This is a genomic window from Serratia sp. ME47 (assembly GCF_903970925.1).
Lineage (GTDB): Bacteria > Pseudomonadota > Gammaproteobacteria > Enterobacterales > Enterobacteriaceae > Serratia > Serratia ureilytica.
The window spans coordinates 37,481-56,086 of record NZ_CAJCKE010000029.1 but is presented as its reverse complement, the minus strand read 5'-3'; the positions used below and the strand labels follow the sequence as shown (position 1 = coordinate 56,086).

At 59.7% G+C, this 18,606-nt stretch carries 16 protein-coding genes; 7 read left to right on the top strand and 9 right to left on the bottom strand.

What is annotated here, in order from left to right; all coding sequences use genetic code 11:
* Positions 1 to 223: 223 nt before the first annotated feature.
* The 5 genes from H7A77_RS21855 to puuR all read right to left on the bottom strand — a co-directional run bounded on the left by H7A77_RS21855 (position 224) and on the right by puuR (position 6,676).
* Positions 224 to 1,171: a siderophore ABC transporter substrate-binding protein gene (locus tag H7A77_RS21855; RefSeq protein ID WP_147838303.1), complete on the bottom strand. Its 948-nt coding sequence runs from the start codon at positions 1,169 to 1,171 to the stop codon at positions 224 to 226.
* A 55-nt stretch (positions 1,172 to 1,226) separates the two neighbouring features.
* Positions 1,227 to 3,215 carry a ligand-gated channel protein gene (locus H7A77_RS21850; protein ID WP_182074642.1) on the bottom strand — a complete coding sequence of 663 codons (1,989 nt, stop codon included), beginning with the start codon at positions 3,213 to 3,215 and terminating at the stop codon, positions 1,227 to 1,229.
* Positions 3,216 to 3,459: 244 nt separating this feature from the next.
* Positions 3,460 to 4,455, bottom strand: coding sequence for an ABC transporter permease (locus tag H7A77_RS21845; protein WP_182074641.1), 996 nt, complete (start codon positions 4,453 to 4,455; stop codon positions 3,460 to 3,462).
* On the bottom strand, positions 4,452 to 5,963 hold the full coding sequence (locus H7A77_RS21840) for a sugar ABC transporter ATP-binding protein (protein WP_182074640.1): 1,512 nt from the start codon (positions 5,961 to 5,963) through the stop codon (positions 4,452 to 4,454). Before H7A77_RS21840 ends, H7A77_RS21845 begins: the two co-directional genes overlap by 4 nt.
* A 155-nt stretch (positions 5,964 to 6,118) precedes the next feature.
* Entirely contained in the window at positions 6,119 to 6,676 is a 558-nt protein-coding gene (gene puuR, locus H7A77_RS21835; protein ID WP_016927000.1) for an HTH-type transcriptional regulator PuuR, read from the bottom strand.
* Positions 6,677 to 7,070: 394 nt separating this feature from the next.
* Between puuR and H7A77_RS21830 the strand changes: the two genes are divergently transcribed.
* Both H7A77_RS21830 and H7A77_RS21825 read left to right on the top strand, forming a co-directional pair.
* The gene (locus H7A77_RS21830; RefSeq protein ID WP_182074639.1) at positions 7,071 to 8,489 is read left to right on the top strand and encodes a glutamine synthetase family protein; all 1,419 of its coding nucleotides are present in this window, start codon (positions 7,071 to 7,073) and stop codon (positions 8,487 to 8,489) included.
* 535 nt (positions 8,490 to 9,024) lie between these two features.
* Positions 9,025 to 10,392 (top strand): APC family permease, encoded by a 1,368-nt coding sequence (locus H7A77_RS21825; RefSeq protein WP_099784150.1) that lies wholly within the window; start codon positions 9,025 to 9,027, stop codon positions 10,390 to 10,392.
* Positions 10,393 to 10,462: 70 nt separating this feature from the next.
* On the opposite strand, the gene sbcB is transcribed toward H7A77_RS21825, so the two are convergent.
* The 3 genes from sbcB to H7A77_RS21810 form a co-directional block, all read right to left on the bottom strand.
* On the bottom strand, positions 10,463 to 11,890 hold the full coding sequence (gene sbcB, locus H7A77_RS21820; protein ID WP_182074638.1) for an exodeoxyribonuclease I: 1,428 nt from the start codon (positions 11,888 to 11,890) through the stop codon (positions 10,463 to 10,465).
* Between the two features lie 90 nt (positions 11,891 to 11,980).
* Positions 11,981 to 12,169, bottom strand: a complete 189-nt coding sequence (locus H7A77_RS21815; protein ID WP_033643787.1) for a DNA polymerase III subunit theta — start codon at positions 12,167 to 12,169, stop codon at positions 11,981 to 11,983.
* Between the two features lie 54 nt (positions 12,170 to 12,223).
* Positions 12,224 to 12,430: a hypothetical protein gene (locus H7A77_RS21810; RefSeq protein WP_046896373.1), complete on the bottom strand. Its 207-nt coding sequence runs from the start codon at positions 12,428 to 12,430 to the stop codon at positions 12,224 to 12,226.
* A 258-nt stretch (positions 12,431 to 12,688) separates the two neighbouring features.
* Here H7A77_RS21810 and H7A77_RS21805 point away from each other — a divergent pair, with 258 nt between their 5' ends.
* Positions 12,689 to 13,798: an SDR family oxidoreductase gene (locus H7A77_RS21805; RefSeq protein ID WP_182074637.1), complete on the top strand. Its 1,110-nt coding sequence runs from the start codon at positions 12,689 to 12,691 to the stop codon at positions 13,796 to 13,798.
* 36 nt (positions 13,799 to 13,834) lie between these two features.
* Here the strand turns inward: H7A77_RS21805 and H7A77_RS21800 are convergent, their stop codons facing one another.
* The gene (locus H7A77_RS21800; protein WP_033643785.1) at positions 13,835 to 14,581 is read right to left on the bottom strand and encodes a helix-turn-helix transcriptional regulator; all 747 of its coding nucleotides are present in this window, start codon (positions 14,579 to 14,581) and stop codon (positions 13,835 to 13,837) included.
* A gap of 176 nt (positions 14,582 to 14,757) precedes the next feature.
* Between H7A77_RS21800 and H7A77_RS21795 the strand changes: the two genes are divergently transcribed.
* The 4 genes from H7A77_RS21795 to H7A77_RS21780 all read left to right on the top strand — a co-directional run bounded on the left by H7A77_RS21795 (position 14,758) and on the right by H7A77_RS21780 (position 18,587).
* Positions 14,758 to 15,525 (top strand): N-acetylmuramoyl-L-alanine amidase, encoded by a 768-nt coding sequence (locus H7A77_RS21795; RefSeq protein WP_033651900.1) that lies wholly within the window; start codon positions 14,758 to 14,760, stop codon positions 15,523 to 15,525.
* 94 nt (positions 15,526 to 15,619) lie between these two features.
* Positions 15,620 to 16,687, top strand: a complete 1,068-nt coding sequence (locus H7A77_RS21790; RefSeq protein WP_033643781.1) for an FUSC family protein — start codon at positions 15,620 to 15,622, stop codon at positions 16,685 to 16,687.
* Between the two features lie 160 nt (positions 16,688 to 16,847).
* The gene (tmaR, locus tag H7A77_RS21785) at positions 16,848 to 17,165 is read left to right on the top strand and encodes a PTS system regulator TmaR (protein WP_004935612.1); all 318 of its coding nucleotides are present in this window, start codon (positions 16,848 to 16,850) and stop codon (positions 17,163 to 17,165) included.
* A gap of 354 nt (positions 17,166 to 17,519) precedes the next feature.
* Positions 17,520 to 18,587, top strand: a complete 1,068-nt coding sequence (locus H7A77_RS21780) for an alcohol dehydrogenase catalytic domain-containing protein (protein WP_033643780.1) — start codon at positions 17,520 to 17,522, stop codon at positions 18,585 to 18,587.
* Positions 18,588 to 18,606 lie beyond the last annotated feature (19 nt).

The following is an 18,606-nucleotide window of genomic DNA, read 5'->3' as shown; positions in this document are numbered from 1 at the left end:
CTGTCGCAACCGGCCTCAATGCGGTATGGCGGAGGGAGGGAAGTTGGCAAAGCCAACCGTCTGATAGGGCAAAGGCGCGGGTTGCCAGGGGCCGCGCCTTCGGCCCCTGGCTCGGTCGAGGTGCGGGAGTCTCATGATGCACCTCTCATTTATCGACCGAAAGCGTCACGAGTACTTCAAAAAAACGCTAACTGACACGCATTACGGCATCGCCGGGATTTTTTTATCGCGCAGCGCGGTTCAGTGCTTCGCTCACGCGTTCGACGACGTGCTGGGCGGTGACGATGCCGCCGGACAGATACACCTCGGCCGCCGGCAGGTAAACCACCTGGCCTTTTTTCACCGCCGTGGTTTTCTTCAGTGCGGTGCCGGTGAGGATTTTCTGCGGCGCCACCGCGTTCGGCCGACCGGTCGCGGCATCTCTGTCGATGACGAACAGCCAGTCCGGGTTCAGTTTGGCGACCTGCTCAGGCGTCAGCTTATTGCCGCGCACGTCTTTTTCATCGGACTGCAGCGCGGACGAGAAGCCTAGGGCGTCATAGACGAAGCTGAAACGGCTCTTGGGGGCGTAAGCGCTGATCTTGCCGCCGGAGAACAGCACCACCAGCCCGCGTCCGGCCTGGGCGGCCTGCGGTTTGACCGCCGCGATCTGCGCATCCAGCTTATCGATCGCCGCCTGCGCCTGTTGCGGTTTATCGAACAGCTCGCCCAACTGGCGGGTGCGCTGTTTCAGGCTGCCCAACTGATCCTGCTGATCGACGGACATGTTCAACGTCGGCGCCAGCGCGTTCAGCTCGTCATAGGCTTTGGACGCCCGGCCGGCGATCAGGATCAGATCCGGTTTGGCGGCGCGCAGCACGGCCATATCCGGCTCGAACAGGGTGCCGGCATTGAGGTATTTGTCGTTCTGATAGCGCTTCAGGCTATCCGGCAAGTTCTTGCGATTGCCGGGCAGCGCCAGCGGCTCGACGCCCAGCAGCTGCAGCGTTTCCAGCGAAGCGTAATCCAGTACCACGATGCGCTGCGGGTGCTTCTGCACCTCGGTGCTGCCGTTCAGGTGCTGGACGTTGACGGTGGCCGAGGCCGCCGGCGCGTCGGTTTTGCTGTGGCAACCCGCCAGTGCCATCGCGGCCAGCAGGGCGATCATCAGGGGGGAGCGGCGTAATCTCATGGGGCTTCCTCTCGGTGATGGAATGAAAAGGGCGCGCAGCGCGCGCCCGGGGGCATCAGAAGTTGTAGGTCATGCCGACGGTGTAACGGCGGCCGTCCAGCGTGGTGCGGTAGTGATCGTAATCCACGGTCTTGTCGAGAATGTTGTAGACCCCGCCGGTCAGCTGCAGGTTTTTCGCCGCCTGGTAGCTCAGGCCCGCATCGACGAAGGTATAGGATGGGGTGCTGGTCTCCATCGACGTGCGGCTCAGGTAGTCTGAGGTGCGGCTGCGGAAGTTAACGCGCGACCACAGGCTGAGGTCTTGCGTAGCCTGCCAATCCAGCACGGTGTTGATCATGTGCTTAGGCATTTGGTTCAGCGCCTTGCCCTGGAACTCGCCGCTTTTCTGCTCGGAAGCGGTGTAGGTGTAGTTGGCGTTCCACTTCCAGTCTTTATTGATCTGCCAGCCGAAGGTGGCCTCTACGCCGCGCATATTGGCTTTGTCGACGTTGACGCGATCGCTGATAAAGTCATAGGGCGTACCGCCGATGGTGCAATCCGGCGTGTCTTCGCAGCGGCGCACTTCGGTGATCTTGTTCTTGAAGTCGGTGTTGAAGACCGTCACCCCGGCGTTGACGCCTTTCAGGCTATCCCACATCAGGCCGATCTCTTCGCTCAGGCTCTTCTCCGGCTGCAGATCCGGGTTGCCGACGATGATGCCTTTACGCACGCCGCCGCCCGTCGACTGGCCCCAGCTGGCGGAGGATTGGCGCAGATCCGGCGAACGGTAGCCGGCGGAGACGCCGCCTTTCATTGTCCACTGTTCGGTCAGGTGCCACACGCCGTACATGCGCGGCGACCAGTGGCTGCCGAAGTTCTGATCGCGATCCATACGGATGCCGCTGGTCAGGCTGAAGTCGTTGGTCAGCGCCCATTCGTCCTCGGCGAACAACGCCCAGCTCCAGCGCGTCAGCTGGTTGACGTCTTGCGCCGAGCTCAGCTGGTTGCCGCTGTCGCCCAGTTTCTCATAGCGGTATTGGCCGCCGAGGTTCAGCATGTGGGCACCCAGCTCGAACTGGTTCTGGGTGTTGAAGATGGTGTTGTACATCTTCATCTTGCGGCCCGGGTTGTTGGTCTCTTCGCGCTGAACGTAGCTGGTGGAGTTGCCGAAGTCGTAATAACCGTTGTGGGTCAGCGAGTAGTTGGTGCGGGTGTAGAGATCTTCGCTGCGTGAGGACGGTTTGCACTTGCCTCTGCTGCAGCGCTCCGCCGCCACCGATTTGCCCGGCGTGCTGTTGCGATCCTGCAGCGAGCGGCCGATTTCAAAGTCGAATTCGTTTTTCTCGTCCGGGGTCAGGGTGAACACCGCGGTGCCGCTGCGCATGCGCTGTTCGTTGTAACCGTTGACGATTTTATCTTCCGCGCGGCGCGACAGCAGGCCGTTGACCCGCACGCCGAGCAGGCCTTCAATCAGCGGACCGGACGCGTAGGCGTTGGTCTGGAACAGATCGCCGGAATCGCGGTTTTCCTGGAGGGTGGCGTCGCCGTGCAGCGAGCCTTTCCACTCGGTGCGGGAGGTCTTGCGGGTGATGACGTTGATCACGCCGCCCATGGCGTCGGAACCGTACAGCGAAGACATCGGCCCGCGTACCACTTCGATGCGCTCGATGGCTTCCATCGGCGGCAGCCAGCCCTGTTCGATGCCGGCGTTATCGCTGTTCGGCCGGGTGCCGCGGGTATCGACGCGCTTGCCGTCCACCAGAATCAGCGTGTACTTGGAGGACATGCCGCGGATGCTGATGTCGCTGCTGCTGGCGCCGCCGGTGACGACCACGCCCGGCACGTCTTTCAGCGCATCGGTCACATCGCGATAGGCTTTATCTTCAATTTGCTGGCGCGGGATCACTGAGATGGAAGCGGCGGAGTCCTGAATTTTTTGCTGAAAGCCGGAGGCGGTGACGACCATGGTGTCCTGGGCGTCAGTCTGCGGCGCGGCCAGCGCGGCGGTGGCGCTGAGCGAGGCGATGACCATGGCGGCGAGCTTGCTGTAACGTGGCGTTTCCATGAGGTAAACCTTTCCTGGATTGAAGTGAAAGTAATTAACCAATTGAATTTCTGATGAAATTATTCATCGTTCGCTGAGAAATCCGGTGCTTCGTCAGCGTTGCGTGAGGGTATTGTAAGGATTTTTTACTTAATGTAAACGCTAATGATAATTCATATCATTTGTATGCTTGTTATTCTGGCGGGAAAGAGTAACCGGATGAATTAAAGGGAAAACCGGCGCAGCGGATGTGCGCCGGGCAGGATCAGCGTTTCTGGATGTAAGTGATGGCCAGCGCCAGCGCCAGCACCAGGCCTTTGATAATGTCCATGGCGTAGTAGGGCACCGACAGCATCACCAGGCCGTTTTGCAGCACGCCGAGGATCACCGCGCCGATCAGGGTGCCGAGCGCATTGGGTTTGCCGGAGCCGGCCAGCGAGAAGCCGATGTAGGCCGCCGCCACCGCATCCATCAGATAGCCGCCGCCGGCGTTGACCTGCGAAGAGCCGATACGTGACGCCAGCAGGATGCCGCCAAGCGCCGCCAGCCAGGAAGAAATGACGTAAGCGGCAACCCTGTAACGCACGGTGCGAATGCCCGACAGGCGCGCCGCCTCGGGGTTGCCGCCGATGGCGTACATGCGGCGGCCGTGCTTGGTCAACGACAGGAACAGCTGCACCGCCACGGTGACCGCCAGCATGATCAGCACGATCACCGGCACCTGGCCGAGGGCGGAAAACATTTCCGGGATCAGGCCTTCGGCCATGTCGCCATTCGGCAGCACCATGTTTTGGGTGATGGAGCCGCCGTAGCTGTAGGTCATCGCCACGCCCTGGATCACGAACAGGCTGGCCAGCGTCGCCAGCATATCGGGGATTTTGAGCACCACGATCAGCAGGGCGTTGAACAGGCCGACCAGCGTGCACAGCAACAGCGTCACCACGATGGCGCCAGCGGTGCCGAACCCGTGCCAGACGAACAGTGAAATCACCAGCGCGTTGGCCAGCGAGGCGGTCGAGCCGACCGACAGATCGAAACCGCCGACCGACAGCGAGATAGAGACGCCGATGGCGATCACCGTCACGATGGCGATCGAACGCAGGATATTGATGATGTTGTTGGCATCGAGAAAGTTGTCCGACGCCAGGCCAAACAGGGCGACCAGCGCCGCGACGGTCAGCAGCATGCCCCACTTGTAGAGGAAATCAAACAGCTGTTGGCGCCAGGGCAGCGCAGGCCGCAAGGCAAATTCTTTACTCACGCAGGGGTTCCTCCGGTGGAATAGAGCAATAAGGTTTCTTCGTCGGTATCGGCGGCGTTCAGCTCCGCCACGATGCGGCCATCCCACAGCACGCAGATGCGATCGCACAGGCCAACCAGCTCGGCGAACTCGCCGGAGGCGTAAATCACGCCTTTGCCGGCGCGGGCCAGGCCGTCGATCAGGCTGAACAGTTCCTGTTTGGCCTTGATGTCCACGCCCTTGGTCGGCTCATCGAAGATCAGCACGTCGGCGTCGCCGCGCAGCCACTTGCCGATCGCCACTTTTTGCTGATTGCCGCCGGACAGCCGCGCCAGCCGCTGTTGCGGGCCGGAGGCGCGAATGTTCAGACGCTGCATGATCTCGCGCGCCCAGCGCAGCTCTTCTCGCCGGCTGAACAGGCTCCAGCGCGAGAAGCTGTCATCGGCGCTGACGCTCAGGTTCATCGGGATCGCCTCATCGATAAAAATGCCTTCTTTGCGGCGTTCTTCCGGCACCAGCGCCAGCCCCTGTTCGACCGACAGATGCGGCGCACGCGGCGCCCAGGGCTGCCCGCGCAGTTCGCCGCGTTCCAGCTGCGCGGCGCCGGCGCCGAACAATGCCTTGCACAGCTCGCTTTTCCCGGCCCCGGCCAGACCGGCGATGCCGAGGATCTCGCCTTCATGCAGCCGCAGCGAAACGTCGCGCAGCTTATGGCGATCGCGCAAGCCCTCCACCTGCAGCAGCGTACGCTCCGCGTGCGGCGGGCGCGGCGGCGGGAAAATGTCGTCCAGCCGGTGGCCGAGCATTTTCTCGACGATCTGTTCGCCGCCGAGGCCGCGCATGGCGTCTTCGCTGACGCGGCGGCCGTCGCGCAGCACCGTCAGCCGATCGCAAATGTCGCTCAGTTCGTGGATGCGGTGAGAAATGAACACGATGCCGATGCCTTCGGATTGCAGGCGGCGCACCACGTTGAACAGGCGCTCGCTCTCGGCGCGATCGAGCGGCGCGGTCGGTTCATCGAGCACCAGAAAACGGCAGCGGTGCGACAGCGCGCGCGCCAGCAGCACCTGCTGTTTTTCCGCCAGCGTGCAGTCCGCCAGACGTCTGCGCGGATTGAGCGGCAGCGCCCATTGCTGCAGCAGCTGTGCGGCGCGGCGGTGCAGCTCCGCCCAGTTCAGCCAGTGGCCCGGTTCGTTCAGCCAGTCCAGCATGATGTTTTCCGCCACCGACAGCGTGGGGATCAGCGCGACATCGACTTCTTGCTGCACCACGTGGATGCCGTGGCGGCGCGCCTGCAGCGGGGAATGAATTTCCACTGCCCGGCCGTCGATCAGGATCTCGCCGCGGTAGTGATCGTGGGCGCCGGAGAGGATCGCCATTAGCGTCGATTTGCCCGCGCCGTTGGCGCCGACCAGCGCGTGGATTGAGCCGCCGTGCAGCGTGAAGTCCACGTCCTGCAGCGCGTTGAAGCCGGCGAAGGCGATCGAGATATTGCGCATCTCGAGGCGCGAAGGCGTTGCGGTTGACATTGCGTAGTGAGGCCGTTTAGATGTTTAGATGGCTGTTTTGCTCTGTTGTAACACAGATTGCGCCGTTGGCAACCAACAAAATGGCATAACGGCGATGAAAAGCGTGGGCGGGCAGGGGCGCAACCCGCGTCAGGCTGCGCCGGAGCGATAAACGGTCAGAAGGTGGTGGGGGTGTGTGCGCTGACGATGCGGCAGATGCGCGCCGAGGTATTGCTGAAGCTGTGCGGAATGCCGGTGTTGATGGCGTAGCTCTGACCGGCGGTCAGGCAGTAACTCTGGCCGTTGATGGTCAGCACGATCTCGCCCTCCAGCAGGGTGCCTATCTCTTCGCCCTGATGTTTGATCTTTTCGCCGGTGGTGGTGCCGGGCTGGTAGGTTTCCAGCATCATCGCCAGGTTGCGCGTCGGGCTGCCGTTGTGCACCAGCTTCATCGACACCCCCTGGCTGCCGATCTCAATCAGATCCTCGGCGTCGATCACCACGCGCGGCTCGTCGACGGCCTCCGGTTCGGCAAAGAATTCCGACAGCGACAGGCCATACACCTTAAGCAACTTTTGCAGCGTGCTGATGGCCGGGCTGACTTTGTCCTGTTCGATGGTGCTGATCGCACTGTGGGTTAACCCGGACAGTTCGGCGACCCGGCGCTGCGACAAACCCAATTGCTGGCGGATCTGCGACAGGCGTTTGCCCGGTGCCAAGCTGGCTTCGCTCATAGCGGTACTTCCTTCTGGTAAGGGCGACAGGCAGAAATGACGATCGGTATCGGGCGCCTGCCTGGTCGATAACGATGCTGCATGATATCGGTAGTTAGGGTAGGTTTGGAAAATATATTGCCCATGCTCACCGTCGGCGCGGCGGACAAAATAGTTGACGTGAAAATGGCATCAAGGCCTTTTCGGTCAATATTTTATCAATTTAGCAGCCGGTGGCGAATAATCAAACAGGATTGTAACATTTGCAAACCCATTCTGTTAAGACTATGTTTCATGTTGTGGATGTTATTTTGAGCGCCCGCAGCGGCGCGACCTGGCGAGAAATCCAATCATGTGTTGAATCGAACGGCGGACGGGCGCCAATGCGCCTTAAGAGCATAATGGCGGGTGACGTATGCAAACCAATAGCGCAGCAGTTGAACATTTTGCACAGCATCATGAAGAGAGGCGAAGTAGCGCGTTCCAAAATGAGGTCGCTCATTATTTGGAACGCCATCCCGCCACGCAGTATATCGATATCCTTCTCACCGATCTCAATGGTTCCTTCCGCGGCAAACGCATACCCGTCTCAGGGTTGAAAAAACTGGAAAAAGGCAGCTACTTCCCCGCGTCGGTGTTCGCTATGGACATCCTCGGCAACGTGGTGGAGGAGGCGGGCCTTGGGCAGGAACTCGGCGAACCGGATCGCGTATGCCTGCCGGTGCCCGGTTCGCTGACGCCGTCGGCGGCCGATCCGCAGCACATCGGCCAGGTGCTGCTCACCATGCTGGATGAAGATGGCACTCCCTTTGACGTTGAACCCCGCAATGTGCTGAACCGCGTGTGGCAGGCGCTGCGACAGCGCGGCTTGTTCCCGGTGGCAGCGGTAGAGCTGGAGTTTTATCTCATCGATAGGCTGCGCGACGCGGAAGGCGATTTGCAACCGCCGTGTGCGCCCGGCACGCAGGAGCGCAACACCCAAAGCCAGGTGTACTCCGTTGATAACCTGAACCATTTCGCCGAGGTGTTGAACGATATCGACGCGCTGGCGAAGCTGCAGGGGCTGCCGGCGGACGGCGCGGTGGCGGAGGCCTCGCCGGGGCAGTTCGAGGTCAACCTGCGCCATACCGACGATATCTTGCAGGCCTGCGACCACGCGCTGGCGTTGAAGCGGCTGGTGCGGCTGGTGGCCGAGAACCACGGCATGCACGCCACCTTTATGGCCAAGCCCTATGAGGATTACGCCGGCAGCGGCATGCACGTGCACGTCAGCATGCAGGATGGCGCGGGCAACAACCTGTTCGCCGACGGCGAAGGCGAGGATTCGCCGCTCTTGAAACAGGCGCTGGCCGGGATGATCACCCTGATGCCGGCGTCGATGGCGCTGCTGGCGCCGAACGTCAACGCCTACCGGCGTTTCCAGCCGGGGATGTATGTGCCGATCCAGGCCGCCTGGGGCCACAATAACCGCACCGTGGCGCTGCGCATTCCCTGCGGCGAACCGGAGAACCATCGGGTGGAGTATCGCGTGGCCGGCGCCGATGCCAATCCGTATCTGGTGATGGCGGCGATCCTGGCCGGCATGCTGTACGGGCTGGACAACCTACTGCCGCTGCCTGAGCCGGTGACCGGCAACGGGCTGGAGCAAGAGGGGCTGCCGCTGCCGATCCGCCAGAGCGACGCGCTGTACGAGTTTGAACATCAGCACGCGCTGACGCACTATCTCGGCGAGCGTTTCACCCGCGTTTATCACGCCTGCAAGACCGACGAACTGCTGCAGTTTGAACGGCGAGTGACGGAAACCGAGATCGACTGGATGTTGAAAAATGCCTGAATAGGCGTATAAAGTAAGAGGTATGTGCGGGCGACTGGCCTGCCGGCAGCGGATTAATTCGCCTGCCGGGCTGGTTTTCCGTGCGATCGACAAAAAGAATTTGTATTTGAGGGTTTCCGGATCTTGTCATTCGGAGGCATTCTGGTGCAAAATATCTCAAATGCAGATAGCCGACGTTTTGAAAGCGTCGGTTATTTTTTTTGCATTATGTTTTACCAACGTAGCGTTTCATCCACCAAGCGAGGCCGGACACCGATCCGGATAGATAAATAGTTTCGTGCACGATCAAACAAAACTTTATGGTCGTGACTCATGAGGATTAGAAAGATGGGGCAATTTTTCACTTTAGCGCCGGTGCCCGCCGGTTTCCGCTGTGGCCGCAGCGACTATGGAGCAGCCGAGGTTACCTCGACCCGTTATCCAGCTTACAACCCCCTTCTTTTAGAATTAAGTCGCTCGTTGCGAAGTTTCCCCGCAACCTTAAGTCTTGGCGTGTCCGCCATCCGCAAGGCTCAAGGTAAGGGGGGGCTGAACAATGTCCGATAACACCCTTAACGCCGCTCCGGCTCAGCGCACTCAGCTGCGTAAAACCCTGACTTTAGTTCCGGTAGTGATGATGGGCTTGGCTTATCTGCAGCCAATGACCATCTTCGATACCTTCGGCATCGTATCCGGCCTGACCGATGGTCACGTCGCGACCGCGTACGCCTTCGCTCTGCTGGCGATCCTGTTTACCGCCCTGAGCTACGGCAAGCTGGTGAAGAAGTTCCCTTCCGCCGGTTCCGCCTACACCTACGCCCAGAAAGCCATCAGCCCGCACGTCGGCTTTATGGTGGGCTGGTCATCGCTGCTGGACTACCTGTTCATGCCGATGATCAACATTTTGCTGGCCAAGATTTACCTGGAAGCGATCTTCCCGGGCGTACCGTCCTGGATCTTCGTGGCGGTGCTGGTCGGCTTGATGACGATTTTCAACCTGCGCGGCATCAAGCTGGTGGCTAACCTGAACTCCATCATCGTGGTGGTGCAGGTGGCGATCATGATCGTGTTCCTCGGCCTGGTGATCAACGGCATTTACCACGGCGAAGGCGCCGGTACGCTGGTCAGCAGCCGCCCGTTCTGGTCCGATAACGCTCACGTGGTGCCGATGATTACCGGCGCGACCATCCTGTGCTTCTCGTTCCTGGGCTTCGACGGCATCAGCTCGCTGTCCGAAGAGACCAAAGACGCGGAAAAAGTGATCCCGAAAGCCATCTTCCTGACGGCGCTGATCGGCGGCATCATCTTTATCGTGGTGTCTTACTTCGTGCAGCTGTACTTCCCGGACATTTCGCGCTTCAAGGATCCGGACGCGTCGCAGCCTGAAATCATGCTGTACGTGGCGGGCAAATTCTTCCAGTCGGTGATCCTGGTGTTCTCCTGCGTGACGGTATTGGCGTCGGGCATGGCGGCGCACGCGGGCGTTTCGCGTCTGATGTACGTGATGGGCCGCGACGGCGTGTTCCCGACTCGCTTCTTCGGCTATGTGCATCCGAAGTGGCGTACCCCGGCGCTGAACGTGCTGCTGGTAGGCGCCATCGCGTTGTCCGCGGTGTCGTTTGACCTGGTGACCGCGACCGCGCTGATCAACTTCGGTGCGCTGGTGGCCTTCACCTTCGTTAACCTGTCGGTGATCTCGCAGTTCTATATTCGCGACAAGATGAACCGCACCGTGAAGGACACGTTCAACTACCTGATCCTGCCGGTGATGGGCGCACTGACCGTCGGCGCGCTGTGGATCAACCTGGAAGCCAGCTCGATGACGCTGGGCCTGGTTTGGGCTGCCATCGGCCTGATCTACCTGGCCTTCGTCACCCGCAGCTTCCGTCTGCCGGTGCCGCAAGCGAGCGAAGACGCCGCCTAAACGCGAGCCGTCTCCTCAGCCACAAAAAAGGCCGCTTTCGCGGCCTTTTCCTTTTCTGCTGCGGCGGATTTTATCCCACCAACTCTTTGCCGTAATCGAACAGCGCTTTCAGCAGGGCGGTTTTCTCTTTGTCGCCTTCGTGCAGGTTATACAGCGATTCGAGCTGCAGCAGATAGCTCTGCACGCGCTCCGCGCTCAAGGCTTCCTGACGATGTTGCAGCCAGCGGCGCTGCTCGGCGTCGTCCAGCGTATTCGGGTAGTTGCGCGCGCGGAAGCGGAACAGCAGCTCTTTCATGCGGCCGTCGCTGAAGGCCAGATCCAGCGCCGGCAGGTTCTGCGGCTTGGTCTGCTGGATAATCCTCATCGCCGCCTTGTCGGCGTCGCTGAAGAAACCGTCGTACAAGCGGGCGTCGACGTCCTCGGAACCTTTGAACGGCTCGGCTTCGGCGAACAGCGCGACCACTTTCTCGCGCACTTCCGGATGCTGTTTCAGCAGCTGCAGATTTTGCAGGCACGCCTGACGATCGATGCCCAGCCGCTCGGCGTTCTCCGGCAGCAGGGTTTTGGCCGGCGCCAGCACCGGGCATTTGTTGATGTGCACCAGCTTGATCGGCACCGGCGCCTGATCCGGCGCCAGATCGTCGCGGCGGGTGTACAGCCGCTCACGCAGCTGCTCGGCGCTCAGCGTCAACAGCGGCGTCATGTCGCCGGCCAGATCGCACATGATCACCGCGTTCTTGTTGTCCGGGTGCCAGGCCAGCGGCGATACCCAGCTGGTATTGCCGCGCGCCGCGCCGAACATGCCGGAGACGTGCACCAGCGGCGTCATGTCGGCGACGTCGATCAGGGCGTTCAGCTTGTGTTTATTACGGTGCTGCAACAGGAAATCGAACAGCCGCGGCTGCGCCTGCTTGACCAGCTTGGCCATGGCGATGGTGGCGTAAACGTCCGACATCGCATCGTGAGCCTGCGTGTGCTCGACGCCGTTGGCGCGCGTCAGGTGTTCCAGGCGGAAGCTGGGGAAACCGTCTTCGTTTTCCGGCCAAACGATGCCGTCCGGGCGCAGAGCGTAGCAGGCGCGCATCACATCCAGCAGATCCCAGCGCGAGTTGCCGTTTTGCCAGCTGTAGGCGTAGGGATCGTAGAAGTTGCGATAGAAGATATTGCGGCTCACTTCGTCATCGAAGCGGATGTTGTTGTAACCGAGAATGCAGGTGCCGGCCACGCTGAAGGCCTGATGGATTTGGCGGGTGAACTCGGCTTCGTTAACGCCTTTGGCGCGCGCCACCTGCGGCGTGATGCCGGTGATCATCACCGCCTCCGGTTCCGGCAGGTAATCGTCGGCCGGGGCGCAGTAGATGACCAGCGGCTCTTCGATAATGTTGAAATCCATATCGGCGCGCACGCCGGCGAACTGCGCCGGGCGGTCCAGCGACGGGCTCTTGCCGAAGGTCTCGTAATCGTGAATATAAAATGTGGCCGTTGCCTTGCTGCTCAAAATCGCGTCTCTTCAGTGGCGGATACAATATGCCTCTATTGTAACGGCGTGGGGAGCGATGCCAAGCGGCGGTTAGCGAAATGCGCGCAATTACGCACGGCGATAATAATTCAGCCGTTGATGAAAGTAGGGGAGCAGGTGGTCGGGAACCTGTTGTTCTGTTTCCGCCTGAGTGGAGGCGATGCCGTAGCGTTCGTTGTAGATCACGCTGATGGCCAGCAAATCGGTTTCTATTTTCTCGCGTTGCGCCTGCGGTAAGCTATCCAGCTTTCGAGCCATCGTTATCTCCCTGTCAACCTTAGGGCATAATAGGATCGTTAGCGGATATTGTCCCTACCCATTCCGGGGGGCAGTCGACGCCTGAGCGCCGGGTTGCGCGCAAGGCGCCTGGCTGTGGCGGGCGGCGAACTCGCTCTCTGCGTGATGTGCCTGGAAGCGATCCACGCGTTGATACAGCGAACAGGCGCCGCCGATCACCGCCACCCAAAACAGGGTGCATAGCAGCAAAACCCCCAACCAGATTTTTTGGTTATAGGTCATAAGTCCTCCACGGACGCTAAGAGAAATAACATTGACCATTAAATTAAATCAGGGGTTACATCAATGGTATTTAAACAGTAGGGATTAATCGTAATCTTGTCCCGACTCTTTTGTTACTAAACCCATGATGGATGTTTCAAAAGATTCCTTAAGATAATATTAAGAAAAGTGTTTAAGGGCGCCGTAATTCTATTTAATAATTGTTTAATTATCCGCAGATACAATCTTCCACATTCAATGCCAATGTGGGTGACAATTATGAAAACGCTGCTGTTGACCGGCGCTACCGGCTTTCTCGGTGGTGCGGTTCTTGAAAAATTATTGATTGAAAATCAGTCTATTAATTTTCTTTTACTGGTGCGCGCCGACGATGCGCAGCAAGGGCTGGCCCGTATTCGCGCGAATATGGAAAAGTTTAATATCGACGCGAATCTGCTGTCTAAAATTACGATAGAAAATATATTGTTGGGCGACCTTTCCGAGCCGGCCAACTTTTTAACTGACGCACGCATTAACAAAGTCACGCACGTTATTAACTGCGCGGCCGTTGCTTCTTTCGGTAATAACCCGCTCATTTGGAAGGTAAACGTAGAAGGCACACTGGCCTTTGCCGAAAGAATGGCGCAGGTGCCGGGATTAAAACGCTTCCTGCACGTCGGTACCGCCATGTCCTGTTCGCCGGAGCCGGGTTCACTGGTGTCGGAGAGCGGCGAGTTTGAGGAAGACGCCGAGCACCTGGTGGAATATACGCGTTCCAAATCCACCATCGAACAGCTGATGCGCCAGCGCTGCCCGCACATGCCGCTGACCATCGCCCGTCCGTCGATCGTCGTTGGCCACACTCGCCTGGGCTGCCAGCCTTCCAGCAGCATTTTCTGGGTGTTCGGCATGGCGCTGATGCTGCGCAAGTTCATGTGTTCGCTGCAGGACAATATCGATGTGATCCCGGCGGACTACTGTGCGGATGCGTTGGTGATGTTGATGAACAGCGAAACGCTCGAGAACGACGTTTATCATATCTCCGCCGGTGAGGAGAGCAGCGTCAGCTTTGCCGAAATCGACCGCGCCATGGCGGCGGCGCTGGAAAAGGCGCCGGTGGGCGATGAGTATGCGCAGGTGACGTATGACGCGCTGGTGAAAATGCGCCGTCAGTTGAAAGACATTTTCGGCCCGTGCAACGAGCGGCTGATGCTCAAAGCGATGCGCCTGTATGGATCGTTCGCCATGCTCAACGTGCGTTTCAGCAACGAGAAAATCCTCAAGCTGGGCATGCCGAAACCGCCGCGCTTCACCGACTACATCGCCGGCTGCGTGCAGTCGACCCGCGGGCTGTCCATTCAGCAGCAGATGGTGGTGGACTTCAAATAACCGCCGGGCGCCCTGGGCGCCCGACGCTGTGGTCCGTTACCAGGACGAAGATGACCAGAAGACGCGGCCGAGCACCACCAGTTGCTCTTTGCGCTGCTGATAGCTGAGATGCTCGTCCTGGTACTCTTCCCGGTTGAGGGAGCGGATGATGACGCCGCCGTCCGGCTGCTCGATAAGCACCTTCACCCGCAGCAAATTGCCGTGGCGGATGGCGTAGGTCTTGCCCTCGCGGATGCGCGTGTCGTCGGTGTTGATGCCGACCACATCGCCGTCCTGCAGGCGCGGTTCCATGCTGGAGCCGGAGATGCGGATAATGCGCGCGGCGTTGACCGCCACCCCCATCTTGTGCAGATAGTAACGGCGAAAGATCAGCGAAAACTCCTCGCGATCGACGATTTCGTAGCAGCCGTCGCCGGCGGAAAAATCGATATCCAGCAGCGGGATCTCCACAAACTCTTCCTTGTCTTGTTCGGTATCTTCCCATACCACCGGTTTCAAGCGGGCGGGTTGGAAGTCCGACTCCGCCGCCACGTTGTCAAACGGGCGCACCAGCTGCTTTTCATGAAACACGTCGAACCAGCCCTTGGGCAAATTCAGCTTGGCCTCGATCCGCCTGGCCAGATTGTCGCCAAGATTGCGGGAGGATTTCTCCCCGATGATTTGGCTCAGCGTCGGCGCGGAAGACTCAACCAGCGTGGCGAATTCATTCTGGTTGACGCCTTGCCGGGCGTAGCGGGCCATCAATTCGCGCAGATTGTTGCGCCTGATTTCTTTAGTTTCCATCGTGCAATGATCGCACTCTTTAGCAAAAAGGTAAATAACGATTTTGCTAAAAAAGACTTGCGCATGATTTAGCAATTAGCTAAAACAAAAAGGGTGAGCCAAGGGTTCACCCGTGCGGGGCGGTCTGTCATGATGAGGGGCCGCTCAGTGAAATCAAACGAGAGAGGGACTTTACGATGTACAAGATTGATTACAATAGCTACCGATCGGTCGCCAGCTTCGGCCACCGCGTGCGCTTTCTGGTGCTGCACTACACGGCGCAAAACTTCGCCGACTCGGTGAAGTCGTTGACCGGAAAATCGGTCAGTGCGCACTATCTGGTGCCGGATCCGACCGAGGCGACCTATCAGGCGGCCGGCTTCAGCGGCGTGCGCATCTTCAACCTGGTGGACGAGAATGAGCGCGCCTGGCATGCCGGCAGCAGCCAATGGGGCACCCGCAGCAATATCAACGACACCTCGATCGGCATCGAGATCGTCAACCTGGCGAGCGGCGACGGTGGAAACATCACCTTCCCGCCGTTCAATCCGCAGCAGATCGAGGCCGTCACCCAGCTGGCGCAGAACATCCTGCAGCGTTATCCGGACATCTCGCCGGTGAACGTGGTGGCGCACTCGGACATCGCGCCGGGCCGCAAGAGCGATCCGGGCCCGCAGTTCCCGTGGCAGCAGCTGTATCAGGCCGGCGTCGGCGCCTGGTATGACGAAGCGACCAAGCAGCAGCGCCAGCAGGAATACTGCAGCCAGGGTCTGCCGGCGCAGGCCGATCTGCTGAAACTGTTCGCCCAATATGGCTACGACACCTCGGCGGCGAACACCGCAGAAGGCTATCGCCAGCTGGTGCGCGCGTTCCAGCTGCACTTCCGTCAGCAGAAGTATGACGGCGTGATGGATGTTGAAACCGCCGCCGTTCTGCGCGCGCTGGTCGACAAGTACGTCGCCTGAGCCTGAAGGTGAATGGGGGACGCCTCATTCGCCTTTTCCTCGCCGGGCTTCCTCCGCTAAAATAGCGGCCTGGCTGGTCTTTATCGGAGGCACTGTGCGCCTCGATCGAAAAATCTCTTCCCTTGAACTGCTGACCTATCGCCACTACCGCATCGTACACGGCGTGCGCATCGGGCTGGCGTTTATCCTGACCTTTCTGCTGATCCGCCTGCTGGCGGTGCCCGAAGGCACCTGGCCGCTGATCACCCTGGTGGTGGTGATGGGGCCGATCTCGTTTTGGGGCAACGTGCTGCAGCGCGCGCTGCAACGCATTGCCGGCACGGTGTTCGGCGCCGCCTCCGGCCTGATCGCCCTGTATCTGGAGCTCTATTCGCTGCCGCTGATGCTGGTCTGGTGCGGCGTGGTGATGTTCGTCTGCGGTTACCTGACGCTCGGCAAACGGCCGTATATGGCGCTGCTGGTGGGGATCACGCTGGCGGTAGTGTGCGGCGCGGGCGCCGGCGACATGCACACCGCGCTGTGGCGCAGCGGCGACGTGATCTTCGGCTCGCTGTTGGCGTTGCTGTTCACCAGCATCTACCCGCAGCGCGCCTACATTCTGTGGCGCATGCAAATGGCGGACTGCCTGCAAACCGCCGCCCGCCTCTACGGCGCGTATTTTTCGCCGAACGTTATCGAGCGGCCGCGGCTGGAGCCGCAGCTCAAGGATCTGTTGAATCAGGTGGTGAAGCTGCGCAGCCTGATCGTGCCCGCCAGCAAGGAAACCCGCATCCCCAAAGCGGTGTTCGAAGCGGTGCAAACCCTCAGCCGCAATCTGGTGTGCACGCTGGAGCTGATGGCCGATGCTTACTGGGCCTCGCGCGAAACGCACTTCATCATGCTGAATGCCCGCACGCTGCGCAGCACCCAGCTGCTGACGCTGAGCTCGCTGGAGTCGCTGGCGGTGCTGATGCGCGAAGGGCCGCAGGCGCAGCGCCAGGCGGCGGCGGGGCAGCTGGCGGAAATCGCCGGCGAGCTGAAAACGCTGATGCAGGAAGTCAGCGTCGGCCAACACGGCGAAGCGCCGATTTACGGCTACGTTTGGCTCAGCATGGAGCTGGCGCAGCAGCTGGAAGAGCTGGGGGATTTGCTCCAGGTTTGCACCGCCGCCGGGCGCGAATAAGGGGTCAGATCATGAAGGCGGCGCTTTGGGTTTTGGCCGCCGGGGCAAAGTGGGTAAGATAAGCCAATCACTGTTGTGCCGGACCGCCACAAACCTGTATCTTGGTGCCATGTGGCCGTAAGCAAATGAATCTGTGTATTACTAAAGCAAGGGTATAAAGATGGATAATGCAAATAAGCCGAGTTTCCAGGACGTGCTGGAGTTTGTGCGTATGTTCCGCCGCAAAAACAAACTGCAACGCGAGATCGTCGACAACGAAAAGAAAATTCGTGATAACCAGAAGCGCGTGCTGCTGCTCGACAACCTGAGTGAGTACATCAAGCCCGGCATGAGCATTGAAGACATTCAGGGCATCATCGCCAACATGCGCAGCGACTACGAAGATCGCGTTGATGACTACATCATCAAAAATGCCGATCTGTCCAAAGAGCGCCGCGAGCTGTCCAAAAAGCTGAAAGCGATGGGCGAAGTGAAGTAACCCGCTTTATCGGGCCGGGCGCGATGCCTGGCCCGCATTCCTGCCAATCATTCTCTTCCCGCCGTTTCGATCATCTCCCGATCCGCATCGATCCTGTAAATGGGATCGCGATCCGCATTTGTAGCATTTTTAGCCGCAATGTTAACGAACTGTGATTTTGCTCAAACAATTCTTTTTGCAGCTTTGGTTATATGTCGATCAATGTTCACGTTGTCATTTTGAGTTTTCGGGATGTGTGATGATTAATTCATTGAAATTTAACATGTTGTGTCGTTACTCATTTTTTGTTGAATAAAAATGACAACGTCAACATTAATAAAATTCAAGCGTTTAACGAATGTATTGGAGGAAGAGATGAGCCAGTTGCCGGAAAAAATGCGCGCGGTCGTTTGCCATGGCCCGCAGGATTATCGTTTCGAACAGGTGCCTACGCCGCTGCCGAAGGCGCGCGAGCTGGTGATCAAGGTGGAAGGCTGCGGCATTTGCGCCGGCGACTGCAAATGCAAGAACGGCGCGCAGATGTTTTGGGGGGAGAACCCGTGGGTTAAACCGCCGGTGGTGCCGGGCCACGAGTTCTACGGCCGCATCGCCGCGCTGGGCGAGGGCGCGGAAGGCAAATACCGGCTCGGCGAGCGGGTGATCGCCGAGCAGATCGTGCCGTGCTGGGAGTGCCGCTACTGCAAATCCGGCAGCTACTGGATGTGTGAGACGCATAACATTTACGGTTTCCAGAAAGACGTGGCGGAGGGCGGCATGGCGGAGTACATGCGCTTTTCCGAGAACGCCATCGTCCACAAGATCCCGGAAAGCCTGAGCCATGAAGACGCGGTACTGATCGAACCGATGGCCTGCGCCATCCACACCGTGGCGCGCGGCGACATCCAGCTGGACGACGTGGTGGTGCTGGCCGGCGCCGGGCCGCTCGGGCTCTGCATGGTGCAGGTGGCGCGCCTGAAGACGCCAAAGAAACTGATCGTGATCGACGCCATCGACGAGCGGCTGGCGCTGGCGAAGGAATTCGGCGCCGACGTGGTGATCAACCCGCTGAAGGAAGACGCTGACCAGATCGTCAAATCGCTGACCGGCGGCTACGGCTGCGACGTCTACATTGAGGCCACCGGCGCGCCGATCGGCGTCACCCAGGGGCTGCAGATGATCCGCAAGCTGGGCCGCTTCGTGGAGTTCAGCGTGTTCGGCAAGGAAACCACCGTCGACTGGTCCATCATCGGCGATCGCAAGGAGCTGGACATTCGCGGCGCGCACCTGGCGCCCTACAGCTACGAAATCGCCATCGATCTGTTCGAACGCGGGCTGGTGACTTCCAACGGCGTGGTCACCCACAGCTATTCATTGAACGACTGGGACGAAGCCTTCGCCCTGGCGGACTCGACCGACTCCATCAAGGTAATCCTGGTTCCCTGACCCTCCCGCCGTACCGCTG